A 25,641-nucleotide genomic window follows, 5' to 3' on the forward strand; every position below is an offset into this window, starting at 1 on the left:
GCCGGGCGGCGCGAAGGGGCGGTCAGATCGCCACGAGACCGCGGATCTCCGGGGTCTGCATGGCCGCGTTGTCGCCGCGCGCGATGACGCTGCCGCGCTCCAGCACCAGGAACTCGTCGGCCAGCTCCGCCGCGAAGTCGTAGTACTGCTCGCACAGCAGGATCGCGACCGGGTGGCCGTCGAGGCCCTCGTCGGCCAGGCGCCGGATGACGCGGCCGATGTCCTTGATGATGCTGGGCTGGATGCCCTCGGTGGGCTCGTCGAGGATCAGCAGCTTCGGGGATGCCGCCATCGCCCGCGCGATCGCGAGCTGCTGCTGCTGGCCGCCCGACAGGTCGCCGCCGCGTCGCCTCAGCATCTGTTTCAGCACGGGGAACAGGTCGTACAGGTGCTCCGGCACCGGCGTGCCACCCGGCTTGCCGGCCAGGCCCATGCGCAGGTTCTCCTCGACCGTCAGCCGCGCGAAGATTTCGCGCCCCTGCGGCACGTAGCCGATGCCGGCACGCGCGCGCTGGTACGGCGTCGCACGCGTGATGTCCGCGCCGGCCAGCGCGACGCTGCCCGAGCGGATGGGCACCAGCCCCATCAGGCTCTTCAACAGGCTGGTCTTGCCGACGCCGTTGCGTCCGAGCAGCACCGTGATGCGCCCCGGCGACGCGCTCACGGACACGTCGCGCAGGATGTGAGAACCGCCGTAGTACTGCTGGATGCCCGTCGCTTCGAGCATCGGGGCGAGGGCAGGGACCGTCGAGGTCCGGTCCTGAAGTTCAACGTCCAAGGTACACCTCGATGACTCGTTCGTCCGCCTGCACCTGAGCGAGCGTGCCTTCCGCCAGCACCGAGCCTTCGGCCAGCACCGTCACCTTCTCGGCGATCCGGTCGACGAAGCCCATGTCGTGCTCGACGACGATGATGCTGTGCCTGCCCTTCAGCGTGAGGATCAGCTCGGCGGTGCGTTCGGTCTCCTGGTCGGTCATGCCGGCCACGGGCTCGTCGAGCAGCAGCAGCTTCGGGTCCTGCACCAGCAGCATGCCGATCTCCAGCCACTGCTTCTGCCCGTGGCTCAGCAGCCCCGCAGCGCGCGTCATCCGGTCCTGCAGGCGGATCAGCGTCAGCACCTCCGCGAGCCGGTCCTTCTGCGCGCCGCTCAGCACGCCCCAGAGCGAGGCCCGCAGCGCGCGCGACCCCTGCAGCGCGAGCTCGAGGTTCTCGTAGACGCTGAGCGCCTCGAACACCGTCGGGCGCTGGAACTTGCGGCCGATGCCGAGCTGCGCGATCTCGGCCTCGCTGTGGCGCAGCAGGTCGATCGTGCCGCCGAAGAACACCGTGCCGGTGTCGGGCCGGGTCTTGCCGGTGACGATGTCCATCATCGTGGTCTTGCCCGCGCCGTTCGGGCCGATGATGCAGCGCAGCTCGCCGGGCGCGATGTCGATGGACAGGCCGTTGATCGCGTGGAAGCCGTCGAAGCTGACGTGCACGTCCTCCAGGTACAGGATGCGGCCGTGCGCCAGGTCCAGCTGTCCCGGCAGCACGACGCGGCCGTAGCCCGGGCCGCTCGCGGCACGCAGCCGCTCGGCGCCTTGTTCGAGCAGGTCGGGGTTCATGGCGTGGTCTCCTCGGCGGCGCTGGCGGAAGGACCGTCGGTCTTTTTCCCGAACCTGCGCTTGAGCAGCCCCGCGATGCCGTCCGGCATGAACAGCGTGACCGCAACGAACAGCGCGCCCAGCAGGTACAGCCAGTACTCCGGCGCGACCTGCGTCAGCCAGCTCTTCGCACCGTTGACCGCGAAGGCGCCGACGATCGGGCCGACGAGCGTCCCGCGTCCGCCGACGGCCGCCCAGATGGCGACCTCGATCGAGTTGGCGACGCTCATCTCGCCGGGGTTGATGATGCCGACCTGCGGCACGTACAACGCGCCGGCCAGGCCGCAGATCAGCGCCGACAGCACCCAGGCGGCCAGCTTGTAGGGCAGCGGCGAGTAGCCGCAGAACATCAGCCGCGACTCGGCGTCGCGCACGGCGCTCAGCACGCGGCCGAACTTCGCGCGGGTCAGCCAGCGCAGGCCGAGGTAGCAGCCGACCAGCGCCACGGCGCTCAGCACGAACAGCGCCATCCGCATGCCCGGCGTCGTGATCGACAGCCCGAGCAGGCGCTTGAAGTCGGTGAAGCCGTTGTTGCCGCCGAAGCCGCTCTCGTTGCGGAAGAAGAACAGCATGGCGGCGTAGGTCATCGCCTGCGTGATGATGGAGAAGTACACGCCCTTGATGCGCGAGCGGAAGGCGAAGAAGCCGAAGACGAAGGCGATGCCGCCCGGCACCAGCGCCACGAGGAGCATGGTGGCGAGGAAGCTGTCGCTGAGCGCCCAGTGCCAGGGCAGTGCCTTCCAGTCGAGGAAGACCATGAAGTCCGGCAGCGCGCTGCGGTACTGGCCGTCGGTGCCGATCTGGCGCATCAGGTACATGCCCATCACGTAGCCGCCGAGCGCGAAGTACAGGCCGTGGCCCAGCGACAGGATGCCGGCGAAGCCCCAGATCAGGTCCATCGCCAGCGCGCACATCGCGTAGCAGCAGAACTTGCCGAGCAGGCTGATCCAGTAGCCGTCGACGTGCAGCGGATGGCCCGCCGGTACGAGCAGGTTCAGCGACGGGAGCAGCACGCAGGCGACGGTCAGGGCCGCCAGCACGGCGAGCCAGCCGCCGCGGCTCAGCAGGGCGGGGCGCTGAGGCAGCAGCAGCGCCGCGGGTGGCGCGGTGGACGCGGGAGAGGTCGCGGTCATGAGGGGATTCCTGCGCATTCAGGACTCCTGGGCGCGGCCCTTGACCGCGAACAGGCCCTGCGGCCGCTTCTGGATGAAGACGATGATGAAGAGCAGCACGGCGATCTTGGCGAGCACCGCGCCGACGACGCCTTCCAGCGCCTTGTTGGCCAGGCCCAGCCCGAGGGCGGCCAGCACCGTGCCGGCGAGCTGGCCGACACCACCGAGCACGACGACCATGAAGGCGTCGACGATGTAGCTCTGGCCGAGGTCCGGGCCGACGTTGCCGACTTGGCTGAGCGCGCAGCCCGCCAGTCCCGCCAGGCCGGACCCGAGCGCGAAGGCGTAGGTGTCCACGCGCGCGGTGGGCACGCCCATGCAGGAGGCGATGGGGCGGTTCTGCGTGACGGCGCGGACGAACAGGCCGAGCCGCGTGCGCGCGATCAGCAGCGACATGCCGCCGAGCACCACCAGCGAGAAGGCGATGATCACGAGGCGGTTGGCGGGCAGCGCGAGTCCGGGCATGAGCGCCAGCGAGCCGCCCATCCACGACGGGCTTTCCACCGCGACGTTCTGCGCGCCGAAGAGCGAGCGCACCGCCTGCATCAGGACGAGGCTCAAGCCCCAGGTGGCGAGCAGCGTCTCCAGCGGGCGGCCGTAGAGCCAGCGGATGACGGTGCGTTCCAGCGCGGCGCCGACCAGCGCCGAGGCGAGGAAGGCGACCGGCATGGCGACGATCAGGTAGGCGTCGAACCAGCCCGGCAGCCATTGGCGGAAGGCGACCTGCACGAGGTAGGTCGCGTAGGCGCCGATCATCATCAGCTCGCCGTGGGCCATGTTGATGACGCCCATCAGGCCGTAGGTGATGGCCAGGCCCAGGGCGACCAGCAGCAGGATGCTGGCCAGGCTGATGCCGGTGAAGAGCGCGCCCAGGCGTTCGCCCCTGGCGAGGGTGTCCTCGACGGCGCGCAGCGAGCGTTGCAGCGCGCGTTTGACCTCGGGATCCTGTTCGTCGGACAGGCGCTGGTTGAGCAGCAGCCGCGTCTCGGGGCTGTGCGATTCGCCGAGCAGCTTCGCGGCGGCGAGGCGCTTGGCGGCGTCGGGGCTCGCGGCGAGCGCGGCGGCGCGGGCGAGCTTCAGGGCGTCGAGGACGGTCGCGTCCTGTTCCTTGGCGATGGCGGTCTCCAGCAGCGCGACGCGGGCGTCGTCGCCGCCGGCTTCCATCAGCGCCTTGGCTGCGCCGAGGCGTTCGGCCTTGTCTGCGCTGGAGAGATGAAGCGCGGCCAGCGCGCCGTCGAGTTCGCCGCGCAGCCGGTTGTTGAGCATCACGTCCTCGAGCGAGGACTGGGCGTCCGGCGACAGCGTCACCGCCGCGCCGGTGACGGCGTCGACGACGCCGGCCTCGGTGGTGATCAGCACGCGCTGATCGGGACCGAGCTTCACGCGTTCATCGGACAGCGCCTGCAGCAGCATGGCCGTGCGAGCGTCCGGCGCCGCGACGAGCCTGCCGAGCGCGGCGATGCGGTCATCGGTCTCGCCCTGCGCCACGGACAGCGCCTGCGGCTGCGTCAACGCATGGGCCGCAGCGGAGAACACCAGGAGGACTGCTGTCAGCAGGCGCAGGAACAGGGACATCGATCGTTCCGGTTTGGTGGATTGCGAAGGCCGCTGGCCCTCACCCCCACCCTCTCCCGCAAGCGGGAGAGGGAGTCCGACTGGCTCACTGCTGACCCCCTCTCCCGCTTGCGGGAGAGGGTAGGGGTGAGGGGCGCGCGCAGCGCGCGGGGTCTGGGAAGTCATGCGGCGCCCTTCCTGTCCTCTCTCCCGCTTGCGGGAGAGCTGTTGGCGCGCGCGGCGCGCGGGGTCTGGGCAGTCAGGCAGCGCGGATTTACTTCTTCGCCGGCTCGTCGGGCTTGCCCTCGTTGCCCGCGATGTACGGGCTCCACGGCTTGGCCTTGACCGGCGCGGGCGTCTTCCACACCACGTTGAACTGCCCGTCCGCCCGGATCTCGCCGATGAACACCGACTTGTGCAGGTGGTGGTTCTTCTCGTCCATCTTGGACGTGATGCCCGACGGCGCGCTGAAGGTCTGGCCGGCCATCGCCGCGATCACCTTGTCGGTGTCGGTCGACTGGGCCTTCTCCACGGCCTGCTTCCACATGTTGATGCCGATGTAGGTGGCCTCCATCGGATCGTTGGTCAGCGGCTTGTCCTTGTGACCCGGCAGGTTCTTGGCCTTCGCATACGTCGACCACTTCTTGATGAACGCGTCGTTGGTCGGATTCTTGATCGACATGAAGTAGTTCCACGCCGCCAGATGGCCGACCAGCGGCTTGGTGTCGACGCCGCGCAGTTCCTCCTCGCCGACGGAGAACGCCACCACCGGCACGTCCTTGGCCTTCAGGCCGGCGTTGCCGAGTTCCTTGTAGAACGGCACGTTGGAGTCGCCGTTGATCGTCGAGACCACCGCCGTCTTGCCGCCGGCCGAGAACTTCTTGATGTCGGCGACGATGGTCTGGTAATCGCTGTGGCCGAAGGGGGTGTACTTCTCGTCGATGTCCGAGTCCTTCACGCCCTTGCTCTTCAGGTAGGCGCGCAGGATCTTGTTGGTCGTGCGGGGGTAGACGTAGTCGGTGCCCAGCAGCACCCAGCGCTTGGCGCCGCCGCCGTCCTTGCTCATCAGGTAGTCGACCGCGGGGATGGCCTGCTGGTTGGGCGCGGCGCCGGTGTAGAACACGTTCTTGCTGAGTTCCTCGCCCTCGTACTGCACCGGGTAGAAGAGCAGCCCGTTGAGCTCCTCGACCACCGGCAGCACCGACTTGCGCGACACCGAGGTCCAGCAGCCGAAGATCACCGCGACCTTGTCCTGGGTCAGCAGCTGGCGGGTCTTCTCGGCGAACAGCGGCCAGTTGGAGGCCGGGTCGACGATCACGGGCTCCAGCTTCTTGCCCAGCACGCCGCCCTTGGCGTTGATCTCGTCGATGGCCATCAGGACCGTGTCCTTGAGGACCGTCTCCGAGATCGCCATCGTGCCCGACAGGCTGTGCAGCACGCCGACCTTGATGGTGTCGGCGGCGAAGGCGGGCAGGGCGGCCAGGTTCAGGCCGGTCAGCGCGCCGGCGACGGCCAGGGTCTTGAGCGCGTGGCGGCGCTGGGGGCGATGGGATTTCGACGGATGCGAGGACATGGGGAGCTCCGGTGGATGAAGGAAGACGTCGACGGACTTCGCAGGACTTCGGGAAGTGAGCGGATGCTAGGAAGGAGGGGACGCGGGGGATATACGGCGGATGGCGTACATGCGGTGAGAATGGGTCATGCAGATCCAGACCCACAACGATCGCGTCTTCACCGTGCCGGGTTTCCTCTCCCCCGAGGAATGCACCGAGGTGATCGCGCTGGCGGAGCAGAGCGGCTTCGACGCCGCGACGGTCCGGCTCGAGGCGGGGCAGCAGTTGCTGGCCCACATCCGCAACAACGAGCGGACCCTGGTGGCCAGCGCCGCCTGGGTCGGCCGGTTGTGGGCGCGATTGCGGCAGCTGCCGCTGCCCGAGCTCGACGGCTCGCGCCCGGTGGGCCTGCCGCGGGAGCTGCGCTTCTACAAGTACTCGGCGGGCCAGCGGTTCCGGATGCACAAGGACGGGCCGTGGCGCGAGGACGGCCTGGTGAGCCGGCTGACCTTCCTGGTCTACCTGAACGAGGGCTTCGAGGGCGGCGAGACGGCCTTCCGCGACTTCGCCGTGCGGCCCCGGACCGGCGGCGCGCTGGTCTTCGTCCACGACACCTGGCATGAGGGCGCGCCCGTGACCTCGGGGACCAAGTACGTACTGCGCTCGGACGTGATGTACGCGCCGTCGGTCGATGTCACCGATTCGAGGTTCGATTCGAAGTTCGACTCCGGCTTCGATTCGCGGTTCGACTCGCGCTTCGATTCGACCTTCGGCGGCGGTGACCGCTCGTAACACCTCGACGACGTGTGCGTGCACCGCTGGCGCGGGCCTGTCGTTGATGCAACATGCCCCTCCTTCCCGGGACGAGGTCAACACCTCGGGGGATGAGGGCGGAAGAACAACGCCGAACAACAGGAAAGAACCAGGAGGACCCGCGATGACGAGGACTGCGATGACTGCGATGGCTGCGATGACTGGAATGACTGGAATGACGAGGACGGCCCCGAGGCCGGCGGGCGCGATCGCGCAGATGAGCCGGGCGCTGCTGGCGGCGCTGATGCTGCTGGTGGCGATGTTGACGGGCGCGTCGGCCTGGGCGGCGCGCGATGACGGCCAGTGGCAGGTCTTGAGCGCGCGCTACGGCACCGCGCAGCGCAACATGGACGTGACCGACCGGCTGCGCGACCTGGCGCGGCGTGACGACCGCGTGCGGGTGACCAACGAGCTGTTCGGCAACGATCCGGCCTACGGCCAGACGAAGACGCTGCGCATCTACGCGCGCAACCGCAACGGCGACAACCGCACCTTCGAGTTCCGCGAGGGCAGCGTCATCGACGGCAACGACTTCACCGGCTGGCGCGGCGGCGACTGGGGCCACGGCGGCGGCAACGGCAACTGGGAAGGCGGCGGCGGTCACGATGACGGCGCCTACGCGATCCTGGGCGCGCGGTACGGCATCCCCGAGGCCAGCATCGACGTCACCGGCCGCCTGCGCGAGCTGGCGCGCCGCGACGCCAAGGTGCGCGTGACCAACGACCTGTTCCGCGACGATCCGGCGGTGGGCCGCACGAAGACGCTGCGCATCTATGCGCGTGAGCGCAACGGCCAGGTGCGCACCTTCGACTACCGCGAGGGCGCCTGGATCGACGGCGGCCAGTTCACCGGCTGGGGCCGCGGCGACTGGGGCCAGGGCGGCTGGAACGGCGGCTGGGACGGCCGGCCCGGCAGCGGCAACCCGGGCGGCTACAACCCCGGCGGACAGGGCCCGTCGCAAGGGCAGCGCCTGAACATCGTGCGTGCCACCTACGGCAAGGGGATCCGCGTCCTCGACGTGACGGAGCGCCTGCGCGGCAACATCCGTGGCGGCGTGCTCGACGTCCGCGTCGACAATGACCTGATCGGCGCCGATCCCGCCAGCGGCGAGACCAAGACGCTGCGCGTGACCTTCACGGTGGGCCGCAGCGGGGAGCAGACCCGCGAAGTGCGCGAAGGCGACCGGATCCGGTTGCCCTGAATCCGGCAGGCCGCTCCGGCGGCCGCATGAATGCCCGGCGATCGAGCGCCGGATGACGAGGCCCCCGAGTGGGGCCTTCGTCGTTTCAGAACATCGTGGAGCGGTGCGCGCCGAAGCCGGCCATCGCGCCGTCGGACACGGCGAGCGTGACGCTGCCGGCCGCGCGGGCCGCGTCGCCGCAGGCGAAGACGTTCGGCACGCTGGTGTCCTGCATCGTTCCCACCTTGATGAAAGGCCCCATGGGCCCGTCCTCCATCGCGCAGCCGAGCTGCGCGGCGATGGTGCTCGACGGCGTCGTGCGGGGCTGGGTGAAGAGACCGTCCATCGTCAGCGTCCGGCCGTCACGCAGGACCACGTCGGCGAACCCGTCGATGCGGACGATCGGCGTCGGCTCGACACGTGTGCCGCGGCGGGCGAACTCATCGAGGTCCTCGGCGCTGGGCTCGTAGACACCGTTCAGGAACAGCGTCGGCACGCCCCAGTCCGGCAGCATCATCGCATGATGCTGCGCCAGCGGAGAGGCCGCAACGATGCCGATCCGGCCCTGGTCCAGCTCGTACCCGTGGCAGTACGGGCAATGGAAGACGCTGCGTCCCCAGCGCTCGGCCAGGCCGGGCACGGGCGGCAGTTCATCGCGGACGCCGGTGGCGAGGATCAGGCGTCCGGCGCTGACCGCGACATCGCCGACGCGGAATTCGAGCCTGCCGTCGGGCGCCACGCGGCCGTCGTCGGCGAGCCCGGACATCCACTGCACCGTCGGATAGAGCCGCAGCTGGCGGCGGGCTTCCTCGGCGATCGCGGCGGGCGCTCGCCCGTCCTGCGTCAGGAAGCCGTGCGCCTCACCGTCGTGGTCGTCGACGCACTGGTTGCGGCGTCGACCCGCGTCGACGACGAGCACCTGGCGTCGCGCCCGCGCCAGTTGAAGCGCGGCGGCCATGCCGGCGTAGCTGCCCCCGATGACGGCGAAATCAATCTTCATGGTGATGCTCCTCGAGTCGGTGAGGCGCGTGGCCGAGCTCGACCATGCGCTGGTGGAAGTCGCGGGACAGCGTGGCCAGCGTCACGGCGCCCAGCCGCTTCAGCAGGAGCGCCTCGGCTTCCTGCACGGCGGTGCCGAGCGCGTCGTTGACGGCGCGGGCGACGAGGCACTCCGGGTGCTCCTCGCGGAAGCCGAGGGACACCAGCGATGGACCGCCGAGCGCCTCGTGGACGTCGCGCAGGGTGATGCGCTCCAGCGGGCACGACAGCACCCAGCCGCCGCCGTGCCCCTTCGCGGAGGCGACGAAGCCGGCTTCGCGCAGGCCGCCCATCAGGCGGCGCAGCACGACCGGGTGGGTCTGCATCGCGGCGGCGAGCGACTCGGACGTGGAAGGGCCTTCCCCTCGGCCATGTGCAGCAGCACGTGGAGGACGTCGGACAGCTGGCTGTTGGATTTCATGCAACATTATGAGTTGCGAGACATTGTCAATGTTCGACGAGGGGATTTAGCGCCCGTGCGACATCGCATCTGGGAACTGTTCACGAGTAGTGCTAGGCTGAGGCAAATTGCCACAGGAGTTCCCATGTCTTCGAATTCTGTCCGCGTCAGCGCTGAGCTTTTCCAGTCCGCCCAGGAGCAGGGCGAGGAAATGATGCGGTCAGCGGCGCAGCAGGTGGAGCATTGGGCTCGGCTGGGAAGGGCCTTGGAAGAGGCCGGCCTGTCGACCGATGAAATGCTCGCGGTGCTGCGAGGCACGGCGAGCAGAGCCGCAAAGGCACCCAAGGCAAAGCGCTCGCTGGCTGTCGAGGTTGTCAGTGAAGAAGAACTCTGGGCACACAAGCGCGCAAAGCAGGCGAAGGACATCGCGAACGTGAACGCGGGCAAGGTGCCGGCGATGGCGATGGGCTGGTTCTCCTCCAAGCGCGTCAAGCAGGCTGAGATTCCCAACTCGCCCTACTGAGCATGACCACGTCGCCGAAGCTTCCCGCCGATGAAGTTCCTCTGACCGATGCGGCCATCGATCGGATCCTCTCGATCGCGGGGGACGGATTGATCCTTGTCGGCGGGCAAGCCTTGAACTTCTGGATGAAACGCTTCGGCATTTCGTCCAAAGGCGCTGTCGTTACCAATGACGCGGACTTCATCGGAAACATCCAGCAGGCAGCCGAGCTTGCCCACGGACTCAACGCTCGATTGATGAAGACACCGTCAACGGCTCGCTCCGCGCTTGTGGCGCAGATTCGAATGTCCGGTGCTGCGGGGAAGTTCGGCAACATCGACGTGCTGCACCAGCTGTATACGGTCAGCACACCGAAGAAGACGGTCGAGTTCACACGGCGTGTGATTGCAAACGCGATGCCGGTGCAACTGCATGAGGGCTTCACCATCCGGGTGATGGAACCCTTCGACCTGCTTGAGTCCCGGCTTCAGAACGCGGTCGGTTTCTCGGACATCGACAGGAAGGGGCCGCATGTGCTGACCCAGGCGCGGTGGGCCATTGATGTCGCGAAAGCGGCCCTGTTGCTGCACGCCTTCGGGAAAGGCGAGTTCCAGGCGAGGGTTGGGGTGAAGGTCCAGCAGATTCTTCGTCTGGCTCGAAGCGCACCCGGCCGGCGCGCTTGGCGCGAATTGGACATTGACGTGCTCGACGCGATCGACGCGGATCTGCTGCAGGCGATCGTGCCTGCTTGTGCACCGCAGCTGGACGGAGTACGGGTGATGCAGGATCAGCGGATGAAGCTGCGTGGCTAGGCAGGAACGTGATCCAGCACCGTCTGGTAGCTGGTGCCGGCCTCGCCGAGCCGGCGCTGCAGCGAGCGGGCGCTCATGTTGAGCTCGCGCGCGAGCGTGTCGATGGTGGGGCGGTCGCCGCGCATCCTCTTCATCAGCACCGTGCGGGCCCGCGCCTCGATGTCGGGCTCGCCCAGTGCGTCGAGTTGGGCGTCGAGCGCCGGCACGAGCACCGCGAGCAGATCCTCGTTGCGCGTGACGAAGGGGAGATCCAGCGCCTGTGCGTCGTAGACCAGCGCATCGCCGATGCAACCGGTGCGGACTTCGCAACCGAAATGCGCCGCGTAAGGCGCGGTGTCCGACGGCGTCCGCATCAGCTCCAGGCGGCGGGGGACGACCGTCCGGCCGGTGCCCACACGCGCCAGCGCGTGAGCCGAGGCGAAGGCCGCGTCGCTGATGATCGGCGGGCAGGACTCCTTGGCCAGGATCCAATGGAAGCTCAGGCGAGCGAGATCGCGTTCACCGTCGGCCTCGCCGCCGCCGCCGCCGCCGCCGCCGCCGCCGCCGCCGCCGCCGCCCGCGCGCTCGACGCGTACTTCCTCAGGACAGCACAGGCCCTTGTAGCGCGCGAGCCGGGCCAGCGCGTCGCCGAAGGTCGCCGAATGCAGCGCCGCCACCGACACCGCCTCCAGCTGCGACGGACCGACCTCACCGCCGATCTTCAATCCGATCAAGGGGTCGCCCGACAACTCGGCGACCGCGCGCCAGAAGGCGAAGAACTGCCGGGTGTCCAGACCCGTGCCCGGTCGCCGGTTGAATCCCGTCGGGATGCCAGCCCGTGCGGCGACGACGTCCACGTCGAGGCCGAGTGCCGCCAGCCGCGCCGAGACGGACGCCACCATCGGGATGTGGGTCGCTCTCATCGCATCTCCCTCATCGGATCTCTCTCATCGCGTCTCCCTCAACGCACCTCTTTCATCGCATCGCCATCCTGATCATGCGATCGAAGAGCCGGTCGGACAGGACGTAGCGCAGGAAGAGCATCGGGGCGGCGAGGAAGCCGCCGTGGTACCGGGCCTTCGGGCGTCTGGCCTTGAGCGCCTGGATCACCAGATCGCTGATCACCTTCGGCCCGGGGTTGTTGGTGATCTGCTTCTGCAGGTCGTTGAACTTGTTGGCGAGCCCCGCGTAGGCGCCGGTGCCGGAGTGCCGCAGCGCCTCCTCCGAAGCGATGCCGGCCCATTCCGAGGCCACGCCGCCCGGCTCGATGACGACCACGTCGATGCCGAACTGTGCCACCTCATTGCGCAGCGCGTCCGAGTAGCCTTCCAGCGCGAACTTCGAGGCGTGGTACCAGCCGCCCATCGGCGAGGCGAGCTTGCCGCCGATCGACGAGATGTTGATGATCTTCCCGCGGCCCTGCGCCCGCATGGCGGGCAGGCAGAGCTGGACCAGCCGCGCCGCGCCGAACAGGTTGGTCTCCATCTGCCGGCGGCCTTCGGCCAGGGGCACATCCTCGAGCGCGCCGTACTGGCCGTAGCCGGCGTTGTTGATGAGGACGTCGATGCGTCCCTGCTCCGCGAGGATCCGTTCGACGGCCGACGACATCGAGTCGTCGTCGGTCACGTCCATGGCCAGCGTCCTGCCGCCGGCCGCGCGGACCGCTTCAAGCCGGTCGAACCGGCGGGCGGTGGCGTAGACGAGGTAGCCCTCGGCGATCAGGCGCAAGGCGAAATCCTTGCCCATGCCGGAGGAGGCGCCGGTCACGAGGGCCACGGGTTGTTGTTGGGGACGCATGTCGAGGGACTGGAGGTTGATGTGCCGCCATGGTCCGCGAGCGGTGCCCCGCGCGCCAATCCGATTCCGCCAGCCTGTCATCCGATCGCGCCACCTGATCGCGCCATTGCTCTAAACGTGTCAGACCGCGTCAGAACCGCGCCGGACTGCCGGTGACCCGGCCCCGGTCCTCAGACCTCCCACTGCGGATGCATCTCCCTGACCCGCGTGAGCGCCATCGAGGCCGCTGCCGTGCGAGTCTCCACGCCGAGCTTGGCGTGGATGCGCTCCAGGTGCTTCTTCACCGTCGCAGGGCTGGCGCCGAGGATCTCGCCGATGTCACGGTTGATCTTGCCCTTCACGACCCAGTAGAGGACCTCGGCCTCGCGCGCCGTGAGGCTGAAGGCCAGCCCCAGCGAGCGGATCACCGCGACGTCCGAGACCTCGCGCATCACGATCAGCCAGTCGCCGCCAGCCGCCGCGCCGACCGCGGGACCTGCCCCGGGCCCGCCGCCGGGTGTCTCCTCGCCGATGCAGTGGTGCAGCCGGAAGCTCAGCCGACGCGCGCCGAGCTCGGCGCACAGCCGGGCAGGTTCCGGAGGCGGCATGCCGTCCGCGGGCGAGTGGCTCGCCATCTCGTCGAGCGTCTTGCGCAGCCAGGCCAGCACCGGCGCCGGCGTCTGTGGCGCGATCGTGCCGTAGTAGAGCTGCAGCAGCTCGCGCGCCAGCGGCGTCTGCCACAGCAGTCGGCCCGACGACGCACGCACCGCGATGCTCGCGTAGCCGAAGGCGTCCAGCGCCTGGCGCGTCTGCCGCGCCTGCCGCGCGCCCTGCAGGTGGACCTGCATCCGCGCCAGCACCGCGCGCGGGTCCAGCGGCTTGGTCACGTAGTCGACGCCGCCGGCCTGCAGCGCGGCGACCAGATGCTCCGTCTCCGTCAGCCCGGTCATGAAGATGATCGGGATGTGCGCGGTCGAGGGATCGGCCTTGAGCCGCCGCGCGACCTCGAAGCCGTCCATGCCCGGCATCATCGCGTCCAGCAGCACGATGTCGGGCCGGCCCTGCTGCACGCAGGCCAGCGCGGCCTCGCCGCTGGTCGCCGCCAGCACGATGTAGCCGTGCTCGTCGAGCGCGTCATGCAGCAGCGACAGGTTGTCCGGCACGTCGTCCACCATCAGGACACGATCGCCTTGCTGCTGGTCCAGCAGCGCGGCCACGGCGGAAGGGAGTGGAGAGTTCATCGCAGGTCGTCCAACATCTGTCGGGGTCAAGGCCACGCTCACCGTCATGGCCGCGGTCACGCGGGGTTCTCGCTGCGCGCCAGTCCGCGCAGCATCGCCTCGAACTGGAACTGCCGCGCCAATGCGCGCTGCGCTTCGCAGAAGGGCCGCCACGCGGCGTCGGCCGCTTCGATCCCGTCGAGCTGCTGCAGCACGCCGCGGTAGTAGCCGAGCTGCAGCGCCTCGCGCAAGCCGCTCAGCCGTTCGATCGGCGGCACGTTCACCGGCACGGCGGCCGGTTGGGGATCGGGTGTCGCGCGCTCGGGGCCGACGCGCCACGACAGCGACAGCTGCTCGGTCAGCCAGTCGAGCAGCAGCTCGTGCCGCACCGGCTTCAGGATGAAGTCGCGCGCGGCGATGCCGGCGTCGTTCTCCTGGCCACGCTCGAATGCATTCGCCGAGACCACCGCCACCGCCGGCGCGTTCACGCCGAGGTCGCCCAGCATCCGGCGCAGCCGCCGGATCGTTTCCCAGCCGTCGATGCCCGGCATCGCGAGGTCCATCAGCACCGCGTCCGGCACCCAGCCCGCCGCGACGAGGTCGAGCGCGTCATGGCCGCTCGAGGCATCGCGCACCGTGAAGCCGAGCGGCTCCAGCAACTCGATCAGCAGCTGGCGATCGTCCGACTCGTTGTCGACGATCAGCACCCGCGGCGACACGCCGTCCAGGCCGAGCCGCTCCTTCGCCGCGCGGCGCATGCGCGGCGTGTCCCAGATGCGGCCGTGCAGCTCCGGCAGGAACAGGCGGACCTTGAAGGTCGATCCGCGGCCGGGTTCGCTGATCGCCGACATCTCGCCACCCATCAACGCCGTGAGCATCTTGGAGATCGTCAATCCGAGTCCCGCGCCCGGCGCGCCACCGGCGCCGCTGGTGCCGCGCGCGAAAGGCTCGAAGATCCGCGCCAGCTCCGCCGCGTCCATGCCGGGACCGGTGTCGGCGATCTCCAGCGTCGCCATCTCGCGGCCGTGCCGCACGCGCAGCGTGACTTCGCCCTCGCCGGTGAACTTGATCGCGTTGCCCAGCAGGTTGATCAGGATCTGACGCAGCCGCTGTTCGTCCGCGCGCACCCATTCGGGCAGCGAGCCTTGCGGCTCGAAGCGGAAGCGCAGGCCCTTCGCCGCCGCCTGCGGCTCGAACATGTCGGCCAGCTCGCGCAGCAGCTCGTCGAAGCGCACCGGCGCCGGCTCCAGGCTCAGCCGGCCGGCCTCGATGCGCGCGATGTCCAGCGTGCCGTCGATCAGCTGCATCAGGTGCTCGCCGCCGCGCTTGATGACCTGCACCGCCTGACGCCGTTGCGGCGGCAGCGAGGCATCCGCCGCCATCAGCTGCGCGTAGCCGAGGATGCTGTTCAGCGGCGTGCGCAACTCGTGGCTGATGGTGCTGATGTAGCGGCTCTTGGCCTGGTTGGCGGCTTCCGCCGCGGCCTGCGCGCGCTCGGCCTGCAGCCGCGCGCCCTGCAGCGCCTCGTCGGTGCGGCGGTGCGAGGCGATCTCGCGCATCAGCGCCTGCGTCTGGCGCTTGGATTCCTCCTGCGCGACCACGCGGCTCTGATGCGCCAGCACCAGCCACCACGCGACGGTGCCCGCCACCAGCAGCAGCGCGAGGAAGGTCTTCAGCATGCCGGAGCGCAGGCTGACGCGCAGGGCCTCCTGGGCCGCCAGATCGAGCAGCGGCGGCAACTGCTGCAGCTGCTGGTGATAGAGCAGCCCGAACAGCGTCGCCAGCAGCGGCGTGATCACCCCCATCAGCAGCAGGTAGTGGCCGAGCCCGGTGTCGATGTAGCGCCAGCTGCGTTGCGGCAGCACCCGGCGCAGCGCGGCGGTCCATTGCGCGGCCAGGCTCGCCTGCGGCTTGCACAGGTCGCCGCAGCGCGCGTCCAGCGTGCAGCACAGCGAGCAGATCGGACCGCGGTAGGCGGGGCAGTGCGCCATGTCCGGGCCTTCGTAGTCGCGCTCGCAGATCACGCAGCGGCGCACGCCCTCCGTCTTCGCCGCGGCGATCTCCGCCGCCGGCCGCGCGAGGTAGTAACGCCCCTTCGTCGCCCAGGCGATCAGCGGCGCCGTGATCAGCGCGGTCACCATCGCGATCGCCGCCGACCACGCCTGCGCCAGCGTGCCCATCACGCCCAGGTGGGCCGCCACCGACAGCACCGAGGCCAGCGCCATCGCGCCGACGCCGACCGGATTGACGTCGTAGAGGTGGGCGCGCTTGAACTCGATCCCGGGCGGCGAGAGGCCGAGCGGCTTGTTGATCACCAGGTCCGCGACGACGGCCATGATCCAGGCGATGGCGATGTTGGCGTAGAGGCCGAGCACGTGTCCGAGCGCCTCGAACACGTTCATCGACATCAGCATGAAGGCGATCAGCGTGTTGAAGACCACCCACACGACGCGGCCCGGATGGCTGTGCGTCAGCCGGGAGAAGAAGTTGCTCCACGCCAGCGAGCCCGCATAGGCGTTGGTGACGTTGATCTTGAGCTGCGACACGACGACGAACAGCGCCGTCACCGCCACCGCCCAGCCGTATTGCGGGAACACGTACTCGTAGGCGGCCAGGTACATCTGGTTGGGATCGACGGCGCGCTCGGCGGGCACCGCATGGCTGACGGCCAGGTAGGCCAGCAGCGCGCCGCCCAGCATCTTCAGTACGCCCAGCACGATCCAGCCCGGTCCGCCGGCGAGCACGGCGGCCCACCAGCGCAGGCGGTTCTCCTTCGTCTGGCGGGGCATGAAGCGCAGGTAGTCGGCCTGCTCGCCCATCTGGGTGATCAGCGCCACGCCGACGGTCAGTGCCGCACCGAAGGCGTGCACGTCGAAGGCCGCGGTGCCCGACTGCGACCCAACCTGGGTCGTGATGCCGTCGAATGCACCAGGATGACGCCACCCCACCCACGCGAAGGGCAGCACCAGCAGCGCCAGCCACAGTGGCTGGGTCCAGAGCTGCAGCCGGCTGATCGCCGAGATGCCGTGGGTCACCAGCGGGATGACGACCACCGCGCAGATCAGGTAGCCCCACTGCGGCGGGATGTCGAGCGCCAGCTCCAGCGCGTAGGCCATCACCGCAGCTTCGAGCGCGAAGAAGATGAAGGTGAAGCTCGCGTAGATCAGCGAGGTCAAGGTCGAGCCGATGTAGCCGAAGCCCGCGCCGCGCGTGAGCAGGTCCATGTCGACACCGTGGCGGGCCGCGTAGACGCTGATCGGGAGGCCGGCCAGGAAGATGATCAGCCCGGTCGCCAGGATCGCCAGCGCCGCGTTGGTCCAGCCGTAGTGCAGCAGCAGCGTCGCGCCGACGGCTTCCAGGATCAGGAAGGACGCGGCCCCGAAGGCGGTGTTGGCCACGCGCCAGGTCGACCAGCGCCGGAAGCGCTGCGGCGTGTAGCGCAGCGCGTAGTCCTCCATCGTCTCCCGCGCCACCCAGGCGTTGTAGTCCCGCCGCAGCTTGATGATGTGCTGCGGGGCGTCTTGGGAGGGCAGGGGAGCGTCCATGGGCGGGGGCCGTCCAGGAAATGCATGAACCGTGCCCGCACCGGCATGGGGCTTGCTAGAGACAGGACCGGGACCAAGAATGGCGCATCGTCGCCACATCACCGCCGGCCATGGAACTCACGCCCCGCGAAAAAGACAAGCTGCTGATCTTCACCGCCGCGCTGCTCGCCGAGCGGCGCAAGGCGCGAGGGTTGAAGCTCAACTACCCGGAAGCCGTCGCCTTCCTCAGCGCCGCCGTCATGGAAGGCGCCCGTGACGGCAAGACCGTCGCCCAGATGATGAAGGAGGGGCGCGAGCTCCTCACCCGCGACGACGTCATGGACGGCGTGGCCGAGATGATCCCCGACATCCAGGTCGAGGCCACCTTCCCCGACGGCACCAAGCTCGTCACCGTCCACCAGCCGATCCCCTGATCGACGAGCCCCCGATCCATTGATTCCCCTGAGGACCGCGATGACCGCTCGACTCCTTCCCGCGTCCTTCGCCGACGCCGCCGTGACGGCCCTCCAGGCGCTCGCCCTGACCGTCGCCGCCGTGCTGCCCGTCTTCGTCTTCGCCCATACCGGCGAAGGCGTTCCGCACGACCACGGCACCCAGAGCGCCGTTGCCGTGTTCGGCGCCGGCTTCTCCCATCCGTTCACCGGGCTCGACCATCTGGCCGCGATGCTCGCCGTCGGCCTGTGGAGCGCGCTGACGCAGACCGGACGCCGCATGCTGGCGGCGCCGTTCGCCTTCGCCGGGCTGCTGCTGGCGGGCGCGCTGACCGGATTCGCGCTCGCGGACGAGGGCTTCCAGGTGCCAGGTGTTGAGCCCATGGTCGCCGCCTCGGTGCTCGTGCTGGGACTGGTCGCCGCCGCGCGCTGGCGGCTGGGCACGACGATGTCGGCCGCACTGGTCGGCGCCTTCGCGGTCTTCCACGGCCTGGCGCACGGCGCCGAGCTGCAAGGCGGCGCCGCGCTTGCCGGCATGGTCCTGGCGACCGCGCTGCTGCATGCGGGCGGTCTCGCCATCGGGATGAAGCTGCGTTCGTTGGCGCCGGTGTGGTCGCGCGCTGCAGGCGGCGCGATCGCGCTGCTCGGTCTGGGGCTGCTCGCCCGCGTGGTGGTCGCATGACGCCCGGCATGACGCCCGGCATGACGCCCGGCGAGTTGCTGGTCGACGATGGCGAGCTGATGCTCAACCCGGGCCGCCGCACGCTGACGCTGACCGTGGTCAACGGCGCGGACCGGCCCATCCAGGTCGGCTCCCACTACCACTTCGCCGAGACCAACGGCGCGCTGGTTTTCGACCGCGAAGCCGCGCGCGGCATGCGCCTGAACATCGCGTCCGGCACCGCCGTGCGCTTCGAGCCCGGCCAGCAACGCACCGTGGAGCTGGTCGACTACGCCGGCAGCCGCGAGGTCTGGGGCTTCCGCGGACTGATCCAGGGAGCGCTCTGATGGCCCGCATCGGCAAACGTGCCTACGCCGAGATGTTCGGCCCGACCGTCGGCGACCGTGTCCGGCTGGCCGACACCGATCTCGTCATCGAGGTCGAGCAGGACCTGACCCTGCGCGCCGGCGGCTACGGCGAGGAAGTGAAGTTCGGCGGCGGCAAGACCATCCGCGACGGGATGGCGCAGTCGCAGCGCACCCGCGCGCAGGGCGCCGTCGACACCGTGATGACGAACGCGCTGATCCTCGACCACTGGGGCATCGTGAAGGCCGACATCGGCCTGAAGGACCACCGCATCGTCGCGATCGGCAAGGCCGGCAATCCGGACACGCAGCCGGGCGTGGACATCGTCATCGGCCCCGGCACCGAGGTCATCGCCTGCGAGGGCGCGATCGTCACCGCCGGCGCGATCGACTCGCACATCCACTTCATCTGCCCGCAGCAGATCGAGGAGGCGCTCGCCAGCGGCGTGACGACGATGCTGGGCGGCGGCACCGGTCCGGCGACCGGCACCTTCGCCACCACCTGCACGCCGGGGCCGTGGCACATCGAGCGCATGCTGCAGGCCGCCGACGCGTTCCCGATGAACCTGGGCTTCCTGGGCAAGGGCAACGCGAGCCGGCCCGAAGGCCTCGTCGAACAGATCGAGGCTGGCGCGATCGGCCTGAAGCTGCACGAGGACTGGGGCACGACGCCCGCCGCGATCTCCAACTGCCTGGACGTGGCCGAGGTCACCGACACGCAGGTGGCGATCCACACCGACACGCTCAACGAGAGCGGCTTCGTCGAGGACACGGTGGCCGCCTTCAAGGGCCGCACCATCCACACCTTCCACACGGAGGGTGCCGGCGGCGGCCATGCGCCCGACATCCTGAAAGTCGTTGGCGAGGCCAACGTGCTGCCGAGCTCCACCAACCCGACGCGGCCCTACACGATCAACACGCTCGACGAGCACGTCGACATGCTGATGGTGTGCCACCACCTGGACCCCGCGATCGCGGAGGACCTGGCCTTCGCCGAGAGCCGCATCCGCAAGGAGACGATCGCGGCCGAGGACATCCTGCACGACCTCGGCGCGATCAGCATGTTCAGCTCGGACTCGCAGGCGATGGGCCGCGTGGGCGAGGTGGTGCTGCGCTGCTGGCAGACCGCGCACAAGATGAAGCAGCAGCGCGGCCAGCTGCCGGGCGACAGCGAGCGCCACGACAACGGCCGCGTGAAGCGCTACGTCGCCAAGCTGGCGATCAACCCGGCGATCGCGCACGGCGTGAGCCACGAGGTCGGCAGCATCGAGGTCGGCAAGTGGGCCGACCTGGTGATCTGGAAGCCGGCCTTCTTCGGCGTGAAGCCGTCGCTGATCCTCAAGGGCGGCGTGATCGCGATGGCCGCGATGGGTGATCCCAACGCGTCGATCCCGACGCCGCAACCGGTGCACTACCGGCCGATGTTCGGCAGCTTCGGCGGCTCGCTGGCGCGGGCGTCGCTGAGCTTCGTGTCGCAGGCGGCGATCACGGCGGGGGCGCCGCAGCGTTACGGCCTGGCCAAGACCGCGGTCGCGGTGAAGGGCATCCGCGGCGTGGGCAAGAAGGACATGGTCCACAATGACTATGCCCCGCGGATGGAGGTCGACCCCCAGACCTATGCGGTGCGCGCCGACGGCCTGTTGCTGCACTGCGAGCCTGCCTCGGTGCTTCCGATGGCGCAGCGCTACTTCCTGTTCTGAATGATCCAAGTCTCCAAACTGCTCGCCCAGGGCGCCGGCCTGGCGCCCGTCCTGCTCAAGCGCGCCGCCGCCGTGACGCTCGACTGGGACACGCGCCAGAAGAGCCGTTTCCAAGCCACGGACAGCCAGGGCCGCGAGCTCGGCGTCTTCCTGCCGCGCGGCACCACGGTGCGCGGCGGCGACGTGCTGGTGGCGGAAGACGGCTCGCTGGTGCGCGTCGTCGCGGCGCCGCAGGCGCTGCTCCGCATCACCGCCTGCACGGCGCACGGCTCGCCCTTCGATCTGGTGCGCGCGGCGTATCACCTCGGCAACCGCCACGTGCAGATCGAATTGAAGCCGGATCACCTCAAGATCGAGCCCGATCACGTGCTCGCCGACATGCTGCGCGCGATGCACCTGATCGTGAACGAGGTCGAGGAGACCTTCGAGCCCGAAGCCGGCGCCTACGCGGCCGGCGGCCACGGCCACGCGCATGACCACGGTCACTCGCACGGCGCCGGCCACGACCACGGTCACGGGCATTCGCACGACGAAGGCCACGCGCACGACCACAAGCCCGCCGGCAGGAAGACCATCGCGATCCAGGCCGCTCCGGCGCCCCATGTGCACGGTCCGGGCTGTGGTCACGACCACTGATCCCGTCGTCGATCCCGTTCCGCCGCTGCTGCGGCTGACGTGGCTCGCGTCGCCGGCCTTGCCGATCGGCGCGTTCTCGTATTCGGAGGTGCTGGAGGCGGCGGTCGAGCACGGTCTCGTGCACGACGACGTCAGCGCCGGCGCGTGGCTCAGCCAGCAGCTGTGGCTGCTCGCGCGCGGCGACCTCGCGGCGATCGCCCAGGGCATCGCGGCCTGGCGGTCCGGCGACGACCCCGCGCTGCGCGAGATCGTCCGCTGGATGCGCATGACGCGCGACGGCGCCGAGGCCCGCCTGCAGAGCGAGCAGATGGGCCAGTCGCTGCTGGTCTGGCTGCGCGGCCAGCCGATGGCCTCGCCCGCGCAGCTCGCGTTGCTCACGGCCTGCGCCGACGGGCAGCCGCTGCCCTACGCCTTCGTCATGTCGCTGGCGCTCGCCACGATCGATGTCCCCGTCGAACAGGCCCTGTTCTCGCAGGCCTTCGGCTGGGCGGAGAACCAGGTCCAGGCGGCGCTCAAGGCCGTGCCGCTGGGCCAGACCGCCGGCCAGCGCGTGCTGACGCGCCTCGCATCCGAGATCCCCGCCGCGGTGGCCGAGGCCATCGCCACGCCGCCCGCGCGGCGGCAGCTGTTCGCGCCGATGCTGTCGGTCCTCGCGGCGCGCCACGAAACCCAGTACTCCCGGTTGTTCCGATCATGAGCACGACTTCCACCACTGCCCTCCATCACGTCCCCGGTCGCACCAAGCGCCTGCCACCGTTGCGCGTCGGCATCGGCGGACCGGTCGGCTCCGGCAAGACGACGCTGCTGGAGATGCTCTGCAAGGCGATGCGCGAGAAGTGGGACCTGGTCGCGATCACCAACGACATCTACACGAAGGAAGACCAGCGCCTGCTGACCATCAGCGGAGCGCTGCCCGCGGAGCGCATCCTGGGCGTGGAGACCGGCGGCTGCCCGCACACGGCAATCCGGGAGGACGCGTCGATCAACCTCGAGGCGATCGACCGCATGCTGGCCCAGTTCCCCGAGGCGGACGTCGTGTTCATCGAGTCCGGCGGCGACAACCTCGCCGCAACCTTCAGTCCGGAGCTGAGCGACCTGACGATCTACGTGATCGACGTCGCCGCCGGCGAGAAGATCCCGCGCAAGGGCGGTCCCGGCATCACGAAGAGCGACCTGTTCGTGATCAACAAGACCGACCTCGCGCCGCACGTCGGCGCCAACCTCGACGTGATGGAAGCGGACACGAAACGCATGCGGCCGACCCGGCCTTTCGTGATGACCAACCTGAAGACCTTGAGCGGGCTGGACCAGGTGGTCGCGTTCATCGAGCAGAAGGGCATGCTGGGCACGGCCTGAGCCCGGCGCACGCCGGCGCGGGAAGAAAATGCCGCCGGTCGTGATCACGACCGGCGGCTGAAGGTGGCGGAGCGCGCCCGAACGCGCCCGGCGCGGCGGTGGTCGCCGCGCCGGTGGGGGAGAATCAAGCCACCTGCGGCGTCACCCCGCCGCCGTCCTTGCCCTTGGTGTCGTCGTCGTCATGACCACCCGCGGCCTTCGCGCCCTTGCGGTTGGACAGGATGAAGGCGATGAACTGCCACGCGATGAAGAACGCGATGATCGCCAGCAGCGTCGCGCTGATCGGGCGCTGCACGAAGACGTCGAAGTGGCCGCGGCTGATCAGCATCGCGCGACGGAAGTTCTCTTCCAGCATCGGGCCCAGGATGAAGCCCAGCATCAGCGGCGCGGGGTCCATGTCCAGCCGCATGAAGATGTAGCCGGCCAGGCCGAAGGCCGCGGTGACGAAGATGTCGTCGAGGTTGTTGTTGACGCTGAAGGTGCCGATGCAGCAGAAGAACAGGATCGACGGGAACAGCACGTTGTACGGGATCTTGAAGACCGACAGCCAGTAGCGCACCAGCGGCACGTTCAGCACGACCAGGAACACGTTGCCCACCCACATCGAGGCGACCAGGCCCCAGAAGATGTCCGGGTGTCCGCCGATCATGTTGGGACCCGGCTGGATGCCCTTGATGATGAACGCGGCCATCATCAGCGCCATCACCGGGTTCTCCGGGATGCCGATGGACATCAGCGGGATGAAGCTGGTGCGGGCGGCGGCCTCGTCGGCCGCGGCCTGGCCGGCCACGCCTTCGATGGCGCCGTCGCCGATCTCGTGGCGGTACTTGCTGACCTTCTTGTCCACGGCGTAGGCCGCGAACTGGGCGATCGTCGGGCCGCCGCCGGGCAGGATGCCCAGCACCGAGCCGATCACGCTGCCGCGCAGGGCGCTCGGGATGATGCGCTTGAACTCGGGCCAGGTCGGCATCAGGTGGATCTTGCCGTTGAAGGGCGTGCGCTCGTTCTTGGCGTCCAGGTTCTTGGAGATCTCCGCGATGCCGAAGCAGCCCAGCGCGATGCTCACCAGGCCCACGCCTTCCGCGAGGAAGGGCATGTCGAAGGTGTAGCGCTCCAGGCCGCTGTTGACGTCGGTGCCGATCTGGCCGAAGAGCACGCCGATCAGGCACATGGCCAGGCCGTTGAGCAGGCTGCCGGTGGTCACGAAGCTCACGCAGAGGAAGCCGAGCAGCATCAGCGAGCAGTAGTCGGCCGGGCCGAACAGGAAGGCCACTTCACCCAGCGTCGGTGCCAGGCAGGCCAGCACGACGATGGCGACGGTGCCGCCGATGAAGCTCGAGATGCCCGCGGTGAAGAGGGCGAGACCCGTCTTCCCCTTCAAGGTCATCTGGTACCCGTCGATGCAGGCCACGATGGAGCTCGCATGCGGGATCTTCATCGTGATGGCGCTGACGCTGTCGCCGTACTGCGCGCCGTAGTAGATGCCGGCGAGCATGATCAGCGCGCCGTTGACGGGGATGGAGTAGGTCAGCGGCAGCAGCACGCTGATGGTGGCCAGCGGGCCGAGGCCCGGCAGCAGGCCGACGAGGGTGCCGACGACGCAGCCGATCGCGCAGAACATCAGGTTCTGCCAGGTCAGCGCGTGCTCGAAGCCGAACGCGAGGTTGTGGAGGATGTCCATGGTCGGTGCCTTAGAGCAGCGGCAGGTTGAGGCCGAGGAACTTCTGGAAGGCGAAGGCGATGGCCAGCAGGCCGATCGAGATCACCACGTTGCGTTTCCAGGAGTAGTTGCTGCCGGCGGCGGTCGCGATGAAGACCATCACGACGATGCCGGCGGACATGTTGACGAAGCGCGAGGTCAGCGAGAACGCGCACAGCGCGGCCAGGATCAGGCCGATGTTCTTGACCTTGAACTCCAGGCCGGGGCCGCCGGCGACGACGCCGCGCACGATGGTGGCCACGGCCACCAGGCCCAGCAGGATGCTGATCATCAGCGGGAACATGCCGGCGCCGGCATGGTCCATGCGGCCGATGGGATAACGCAGCGCGCCCAGTCCGAAGAACAGGGCCACCGCGGCGAGGAACAGGCCTCGGGCGAGTGAACGATTGAGGGTCATGGCACACCGGGAGGTATCGAGATGTGCCCATGGTTCCGGCGCGGCTTCCGCGTGTCGTACGCATTTCTGCGCAGCGGGAGGCTGTCGAGCGCGTCTCGACAGCTTGCCGACAGCTTCAAGTTAAGAAGCTGTTTGACATACGTTGTATGGGTGTTTCGACGACGTCGAAACGTCGTTGATTCACGACGTCGTCACGTCCCACCCACCGCCAGCATCTGCTCGCGCAGCCAGCGTTGCGCGACGTGACCCTGGTTGCGTTCGTGCCAGACCATGGCGATGTCGAAACCCTCAATGGGCAACGGCGGGGCCAGGACTTGCAGACCGGCGGCGCGGCCCTTGACGAGGCGTTCCGGCACCAGCGCCACCAGGTCGGAACGGCTGACGATGTCCGGCACGAAGAGGAAGGACGCGGCGGAGAGCACGACCTGGCGCTTCAGGCCGAGGCCGGCCAGGGCCTGGTCGACCGGCGTGGAGAACGCGCCGCCCGCGGGGAGACGATGACCTGCTCCAGCCTGGCGAAGGCCTTCGCGCTCAGCTTGCCGATCGCCTTCCCGCCCGGCTTGCCTGCCAGCGCCGGATGACCGCGGCGGGCGATCAGCACATAGCGTTCGTGGAACAACGCGCGCATGCGCAGGCTCGGTGCGGCCTCGATCGGCTGCATCAGGCCGAGGTCGACATCGCCGCGCGCCATCTGCGCGGCGTGCTGGGCCGGGTCCATGTGACGCACGGCGATGCGGATGCCGGGCGCCTCGCGGCGCAGCCGCAGCACCAGCGGCTGCAGGACGCTGGCCTGCAGGTAGTCCGAGGCCGCGATCGTGACGGTGAGGTCGGCAGTGGCCGGGTCGAAGTTCAGGTGCGAGCTCGCGACGTTGCGCACCTGGTCCAGCGCCAGGCGCAGCGGCTCCAGCAGTGACAGGGCCTTCGCCGTCGGTGTCATGCCGCGCTGCGCGGGCAGCAGCAGCGGATCCTCGAAGACATCGCGCAGCCGCGCGAGCTGCGCGCTGACGGCGGGCTGGCTCAGGCTCAGGCGTGCGGCGGCGCGGGTCACGTTGCGCTCGTTCAGCAGCGCTTCGAGCGTCACGAGCAGGTTCAGGTCGAGGCGGCTGGTATCCATTGCATCGATAGTAGGACAGAGAAGTCGTGATTTCACGGATGGGGATCGGATCGTCAGACTGCGTTCATTCCCGA

The 25,641-nt window shown here is 69.2% G+C and carries 23 protein-coding genes and 2 pseudogenes; 11 read left to right on the plus strand and 14 right to left on the minus strand.

What is annotated here, in order from left to right; all coding sequences use genetic code 11:
* Positions 1–22 precede the first annotated feature (22 nt).
* From urtE to urtA, 5 genes are all read right to left on the minus strand, one after another.
* Entirely contained in the window at positions 23–727 is a 705-nt protein-coding gene (gene urtE, locus ACQ859_RS09075) for an urea ABC transporter ATP-binding subunit UrtE (RefSeq protein WP_431265496.1), read from the minus strand.
* A gap of 40 nt (positions 728–767) precedes the next feature.
* Positions 768–1,604 carry an urea ABC transporter ATP-binding protein UrtD gene (gene urtD / locus ACQ859_RS09080; protein ID WP_431265497.1) on the minus strand — a complete coding sequence of 279 codons (837 nt, stop codon included), beginning with the start codon at positions 1,602–1,604 and terminating at the stop codon, positions 768–770.
* Positions 1,601–2,776 carry an urea ABC transporter permease subunit UrtC gene (gene urtC, locus ACQ859_RS09085; RefSeq protein ID WP_431265498.1) on the minus strand — a complete coding sequence of 392 codons (1,176 nt, stop codon included), beginning with the start codon at positions 2,774–2,776 and terminating at the stop codon, positions 1,601–1,603. The genes urtD and urtC overlap by 4 nt, the downstream gene beginning before the upstream one ends.
* Positions 2,777–2,794: 18 nt before the next feature.
* Complete coding sequence (gene urtB / locus ACQ859_RS09090; protein WP_431265499.1) at positions 2,795–4,390, minus strand: urea ABC transporter permease subunit UrtB; 1,596 nt, start codon at positions 4,388–4,390, stop codon at positions 2,795–2,797.
* Between the two features lie 253 nt (positions 4,391–4,643).
* Positions 4,644–5,942: an urea ABC transporter substrate-binding protein gene (urtA, locus tag ACQ859_RS09095; RefSeq protein ID WP_431265500.1), complete on the minus strand. Its 1,299-nt coding sequence runs from the start codon at positions 5,940–5,942 to the stop codon at positions 4,644–4,646.
* A 127-nt stretch (positions 5,943–6,069) separates the two neighbouring features.
* Between urtA and ACQ859_RS09100 the strand changes: the two genes are divergently transcribed.
* Positions 6,070–6,714 (plus strand): prolyl hydroxylase family protein, encoded by a 645-nt coding sequence (locus tag ACQ859_RS09100; protein ID WP_431265501.1) that lies wholly within the window; start codon positions 6,070–6,072, stop codon positions 6,712–6,714.
* A 196-nt stretch (positions 6,715–6,910) separates the two neighbouring features.
* The gene (locus tag ACQ859_RS09105; protein ID WP_431265502.1) at positions 6,911–7,936 is read left to right on the plus strand and encodes a hypothetical protein; all 1,026 of its coding nucleotides are present in this window, start codon (positions 6,911–6,913) and stop codon (positions 7,934–7,936) included.
* An 85-nt stretch (positions 7,937–8,021) separates the two neighbouring features.
* Here ACQ859_RS09105 and ACQ859_RS09110 read toward each other — a convergent pair whose 3' ends face one another.
* Positions 8,022–8,915: an NAD(P)/FAD-dependent oxidoreductase gene (locus ACQ859_RS09110; protein ID WP_431265503.1), complete on the minus strand. Its 894-nt coding sequence runs from the start codon at positions 8,913–8,915 to the stop codon at positions 8,022–8,024.
* Positions 8,905–9,374, minus strand: a pseudogene (locus ACQ859_RS09115) (Rrf2 family transcriptional regulator). Before ACQ859_RS09115 ends, ACQ859_RS09110 begins: the two are co-directional and overlap by 11 nt.
* 124 nt (positions 9,375–9,498) lie before the next feature.
* On the opposite strand from ACQ859_RS09115, the gene ACQ859_RS09120 reads away from it, so the two are divergent.
* A complete protein-coding gene (locus ACQ859_RS09120; protein ID WP_431265504.1) occupies positions 9,499–9,876 on the plus strand; it encodes a TA system antitoxin ParD family protein in 378 nt (125 codons plus the stop codon).
* Positions 9,877–9,878: 2 nt separating this feature from the next.
* Positions 9,879–10,667: a hypothetical protein gene (locus ACQ859_RS09125; protein WP_431265505.1), complete on the plus strand. Its 789-nt coding sequence runs from the start codon at positions 9,879–9,881 to the stop codon at positions 10,665–10,667.
* Here the strand turns inward: ACQ859_RS09125 and ACQ859_RS09130 are convergent.
* The 4 genes from ACQ859_RS09130 to ACQ859_RS09145 all read right to left on the minus strand — a co-directional run bounded on the left by ACQ859_RS09130 (position 10,664) and on the right by ACQ859_RS09145 (position 17,187).
* Positions 10,664–11,569 carry an AraC family transcriptional regulator ligand-binding domain-containing protein gene (locus tag ACQ859_RS09130; protein ID WP_431265506.1) on the minus strand — a complete coding sequence of 302 codons (906 nt, stop codon included), beginning with the start codon at positions 11,567–11,569 and terminating at the stop codon, positions 10,664–10,666. The two genes, ACQ859_RS09125 and ACQ859_RS09130, sit on opposite strands and share 4 nt — an antisense overlap.
* A gap of 52 nt (positions 11,570–11,621) precedes the next feature.
* Positions 11,622–12,443 carry an oxidoreductase gene (locus ACQ859_RS09135; RefSeq protein ID WP_431265507.1) on the minus strand — a complete coding sequence of 274 codons (822 nt, stop codon included), beginning with the start codon at positions 12,441–12,443 and terminating at the stop codon, positions 11,622–11,624.
* A gap of 170 nt (positions 12,444–12,613) precedes the next feature.
* Complete coding sequence (locus tag ACQ859_RS09140; RefSeq protein WP_431265508.1) at positions 12,614–13,663, minus strand: response regulator; 1,050 nt, start codon at positions 13,661–13,663, stop codon at positions 12,614–12,616.
* Positions 13,664–13,719: 56 nt separating this feature from the next.
* Positions 13,720–17,187, minus strand: coding sequence for a hybrid sensor histidine kinase/response regulator (locus ACQ859_RS09145; RefSeq protein ID WP_431265509.1), 3,468 nt, complete (start codon positions 17,185–17,187; stop codon positions 13,720–13,722).
* Between the two features lie 110 nt (positions 17,188–17,297).
* Between ACQ859_RS09145 and ACQ859_RS09150 the strand changes: the two genes are divergently transcribed.
* The 7 genes from ACQ859_RS09150 to ureG are packed head-to-tail and all read left to right on the plus strand — an operon-like array spanning position 17,298 to position 22,336.
* Positions 17,298–17,600, plus strand: coding sequence for an urease subunit gamma (locus tag ACQ859_RS09150; protein ID WP_431258832.1), 303 nt, complete (start codon positions 17,298–17,300; stop codon positions 17,598–17,600).
* 40 nt (positions 17,601–17,640) lie between these two features.
* Positions 17,641–18,300, plus strand: coding sequence for a HupE/UreJ family protein (locus ACQ859_RS09155; RefSeq protein WP_431265510.1), 660 nt, complete (start codon positions 17,641–17,643; stop codon positions 18,298–18,300).
* A gap of 20 nt (positions 18,301–18,320) precedes the next feature.
* Positions 18,321–18,626, plus strand: a complete 306-nt coding sequence (locus ACQ859_RS09160; protein ID WP_431048296.1) for an urease subunit beta — start codon at positions 18,321–18,323, stop codon at positions 18,624–18,626.
* Positions 18,626–20,344 carry an urease subunit alpha gene (ureC, locus tag ACQ859_RS09165; RefSeq protein WP_431265511.1) on the plus strand — a complete coding sequence of 573 codons (1,719 nt, stop codon included), beginning with the start codon at positions 18,626–18,628 and terminating at the stop codon, positions 20,342–20,344. Before ACQ859_RS09160 ends, ureC begins: the two co-directional genes overlap by 1 nt.
* Positions 20,345–20,980, plus strand: a complete 636-nt coding sequence (gene ureE, locus ACQ859_RS09170; RefSeq protein ID WP_431265512.1) for an urease accessory protein UreE — start codon at positions 20,345–20,347, stop codon at positions 20,978–20,980.
* Positions 20,964–21,677: an urease accessory protein UreF gene (locus tag ACQ859_RS09175; RefSeq protein WP_431265513.1), complete on the plus strand. Its 714-nt coding sequence runs from the start codon at positions 20,964–20,966 to the stop codon at positions 21,675–21,677. The genes ureE and ACQ859_RS09175 overlap by 17 nt, the downstream gene beginning before the upstream one ends.
* Positions 21,674–22,336, plus strand: coding sequence for an urease accessory protein UreG (ureG, locus tag ACQ859_RS09180; RefSeq protein ID WP_431265514.1), 663 nt, complete (start codon positions 21,674–21,676; stop codon positions 22,334–22,336). The genes ACQ859_RS09175 and ureG overlap by 4 nt, the downstream gene beginning before the upstream one ends.
* Positions 22,337–22,460: 124 nt before the next feature.
* Here the strand turns inward: ureG and ACQ859_RS09185 are convergent, their stop codons facing one another.
* The 3 genes and pseudogenes from ACQ859_RS09185 to ACQ859_RS09195 form a co-directional block, all read right to left on the minus strand.
* The gene (locus ACQ859_RS09185; RefSeq protein ID WP_431265515.1) at positions 22,461–24,017 is read right to left on the minus strand and encodes a tripartite tricarboxylate transporter permease; all 1,557 of its coding nucleotides are present in this window, start codon (positions 24,015–24,017) and stop codon (positions 22,461–22,463) included.
* Between the two features lie 10 nt (positions 24,018–24,027).
* Positions 24,028–24,453: a tripartite tricarboxylate transporter TctB family protein gene (locus ACQ859_RS09190; protein WP_431265516.1), complete on the minus strand. Its 426-nt coding sequence runs from the start codon at positions 24,451–24,453 to the stop codon at positions 24,028–24,030.
* A 191-nt stretch (positions 24,454–24,644) separates the two neighbouring features.
* Positions 24,645–25,567 (minus strand): annotated as a pseudogene (locus ACQ859_RS09195) (LysR family transcriptional regulator).
* Between the last annotated feature and the right edge of the window lie 74 nt (positions 25,568–25,641).

Source organism: Roseateles chitinivorans (assembly GCF_050632235.1).
In the GTDB taxonomy this organism is placed as follows: domain Bacteria; phylum Pseudomonadota; class Gammaproteobacteria; order Burkholderiales; family Burkholderiaceae_C; genus Roseateles; species Roseateles chitinivorans_A.

Bases quoted from the DNA above. Each gene is read 5' to 3' on its own strand.
- urtE (WP_431265496.1), bottom strand. From the start codon at position 727: ATGCTCGAAGCGACGGGCATCCAGCAGTACTACGGCGGTTCTCACATC.
- urtD (WP_431265497.1), bottom strand. From the start codon at position 1,604: ATGAACCCCGACCTGCTCGAACAAGGCGCCGAGCGGCTGCGTGCCGCG.
- urtC (WP_431265498.1), bottom strand. From the start codon at position 2,776: ATGACCGCGACCTCTCCCGCGTCCACCGCGCCACCCGCGGCGCTGCTG.
- urtB (WP_431265499.1), bottom strand. From the start codon at position 4,390: ATGTCCCTGTTCCTGCGCCTGCTGACAGCAGTCCTCCTGGTGTTCTCC.
- urtA (WP_431265500.1), bottom strand. From the start codon at position 5,942: ATGTCCTCGCATCCGTCGAAATCCCATCGCCCCCAGCGCCGCCACGCG.
- ACQ859_RS09100 (WP_431265501.1), top strand. From the start codon at position 6,070: ATGCAGATCCAGACCCACAACGATCGCGTCTTCACCGTGCCGGGTTTC.
- ACQ859_RS09105 (WP_431265502.1), top strand. From the start codon at position 6,911: ATGACGAGGACGGCCCCGAGGCCGGCGGGCGCGATCGCGCAGATGAGC.
- ACQ859_RS09110 (WP_431265503.1), bottom strand. From the start codon at position 8,915: ATGAAGATTGATTTCGCCGTCATCGGGGGCAGCTACGCCGGCATGGCC.
- ACQ859_RS09120 (WP_431265504.1), top strand. From the start codon at position 9,499: ATGTCTTCGAATTCTGTCCGCGTCAGCGCTGAGCTTTTCCAGTCCGCC.
- ACQ859_RS09125 (WP_431265505.1), top strand. From the start codon at position 9,879: ATGACCACGTCGCCGAAGCTTCCCGCCGATGAAGTTCCTCTGACCGAT.
- ACQ859_RS09130 (WP_431265506.1), bottom strand. From the start codon at position 11,569: ATGAGAGCGACCCACATCCCGATGGTGGCGTCCGTCTCGGCGCGGCTG.
- ACQ859_RS09135 (WP_431265507.1), bottom strand. From the start codon at position 12,443: ATGCGTCCCCAACAACAACCCGTGGCCCTCGTGACCGGCGCCTCCTCC.
- ACQ859_RS09140 (WP_431265508.1), bottom strand. From the start codon at position 13,663: ATGAACTCTCCACTCCCTTCCGCCGTGGCCGCGCTGCTGGACCAGCAG.
- ACQ859_RS09145 (WP_431265509.1), bottom strand. From the start codon at position 17,187: ATGGACGCTCCCCTGCCCTCCCAAGACGCCCCGCAGCACATCATCAAG.
- ACQ859_RS09150 (WP_431258832.1), top strand. From the start codon at position 17,298: ATGGAACTCACGCCCCGCGAAAAAGACAAGCTGCTGATCTTCACCGCC.
- ACQ859_RS09155 (WP_431265510.1), top strand. From the start codon at position 17,641: ATGACCGCTCGACTCCTTCCCGCGTCCTTCGCCGACGCCGCCGTGACG.
- ACQ859_RS09160 (WP_431048296.1), top strand. From the start codon at position 18,321: ATGACGCCCGGCGAGTTGCTGGTCGACGATGGCGAGCTGATGCTCAAC.
- ureC (WP_431265511.1), top strand. From the start codon at position 18,626: ATGGCCCGCATCGGCAAACGTGCCTACGCCGAGATGTTCGGCCCGACC.
- ureE (WP_431265512.1), top strand. From the start codon at position 20,345: ATGATCCAAGTCTCCAAACTGCTCGCCCAGGGCGCCGGCCTGGCGCCC.
- ureG (WP_431265514.1), top strand. From the start codon at position 21,674: ATGAGCACGACTTCCACCACTGCCCTCCATCACGTCCCCGGTCGCACC.
- ACQ859_RS09185 (WP_431265515.1), bottom strand. From the start codon at position 24,017: ATGGACATCCTCCACAACCTCGCGTTCGGCTTCGAGCACGCGCTGACC.
- ACQ859_RS09190 (WP_431265516.1), bottom strand. From the start codon at position 24,453: ATGACCCTCAATCGTTCACTCGCCCGAGGCCTGTTCCTCGCCGCGGTG.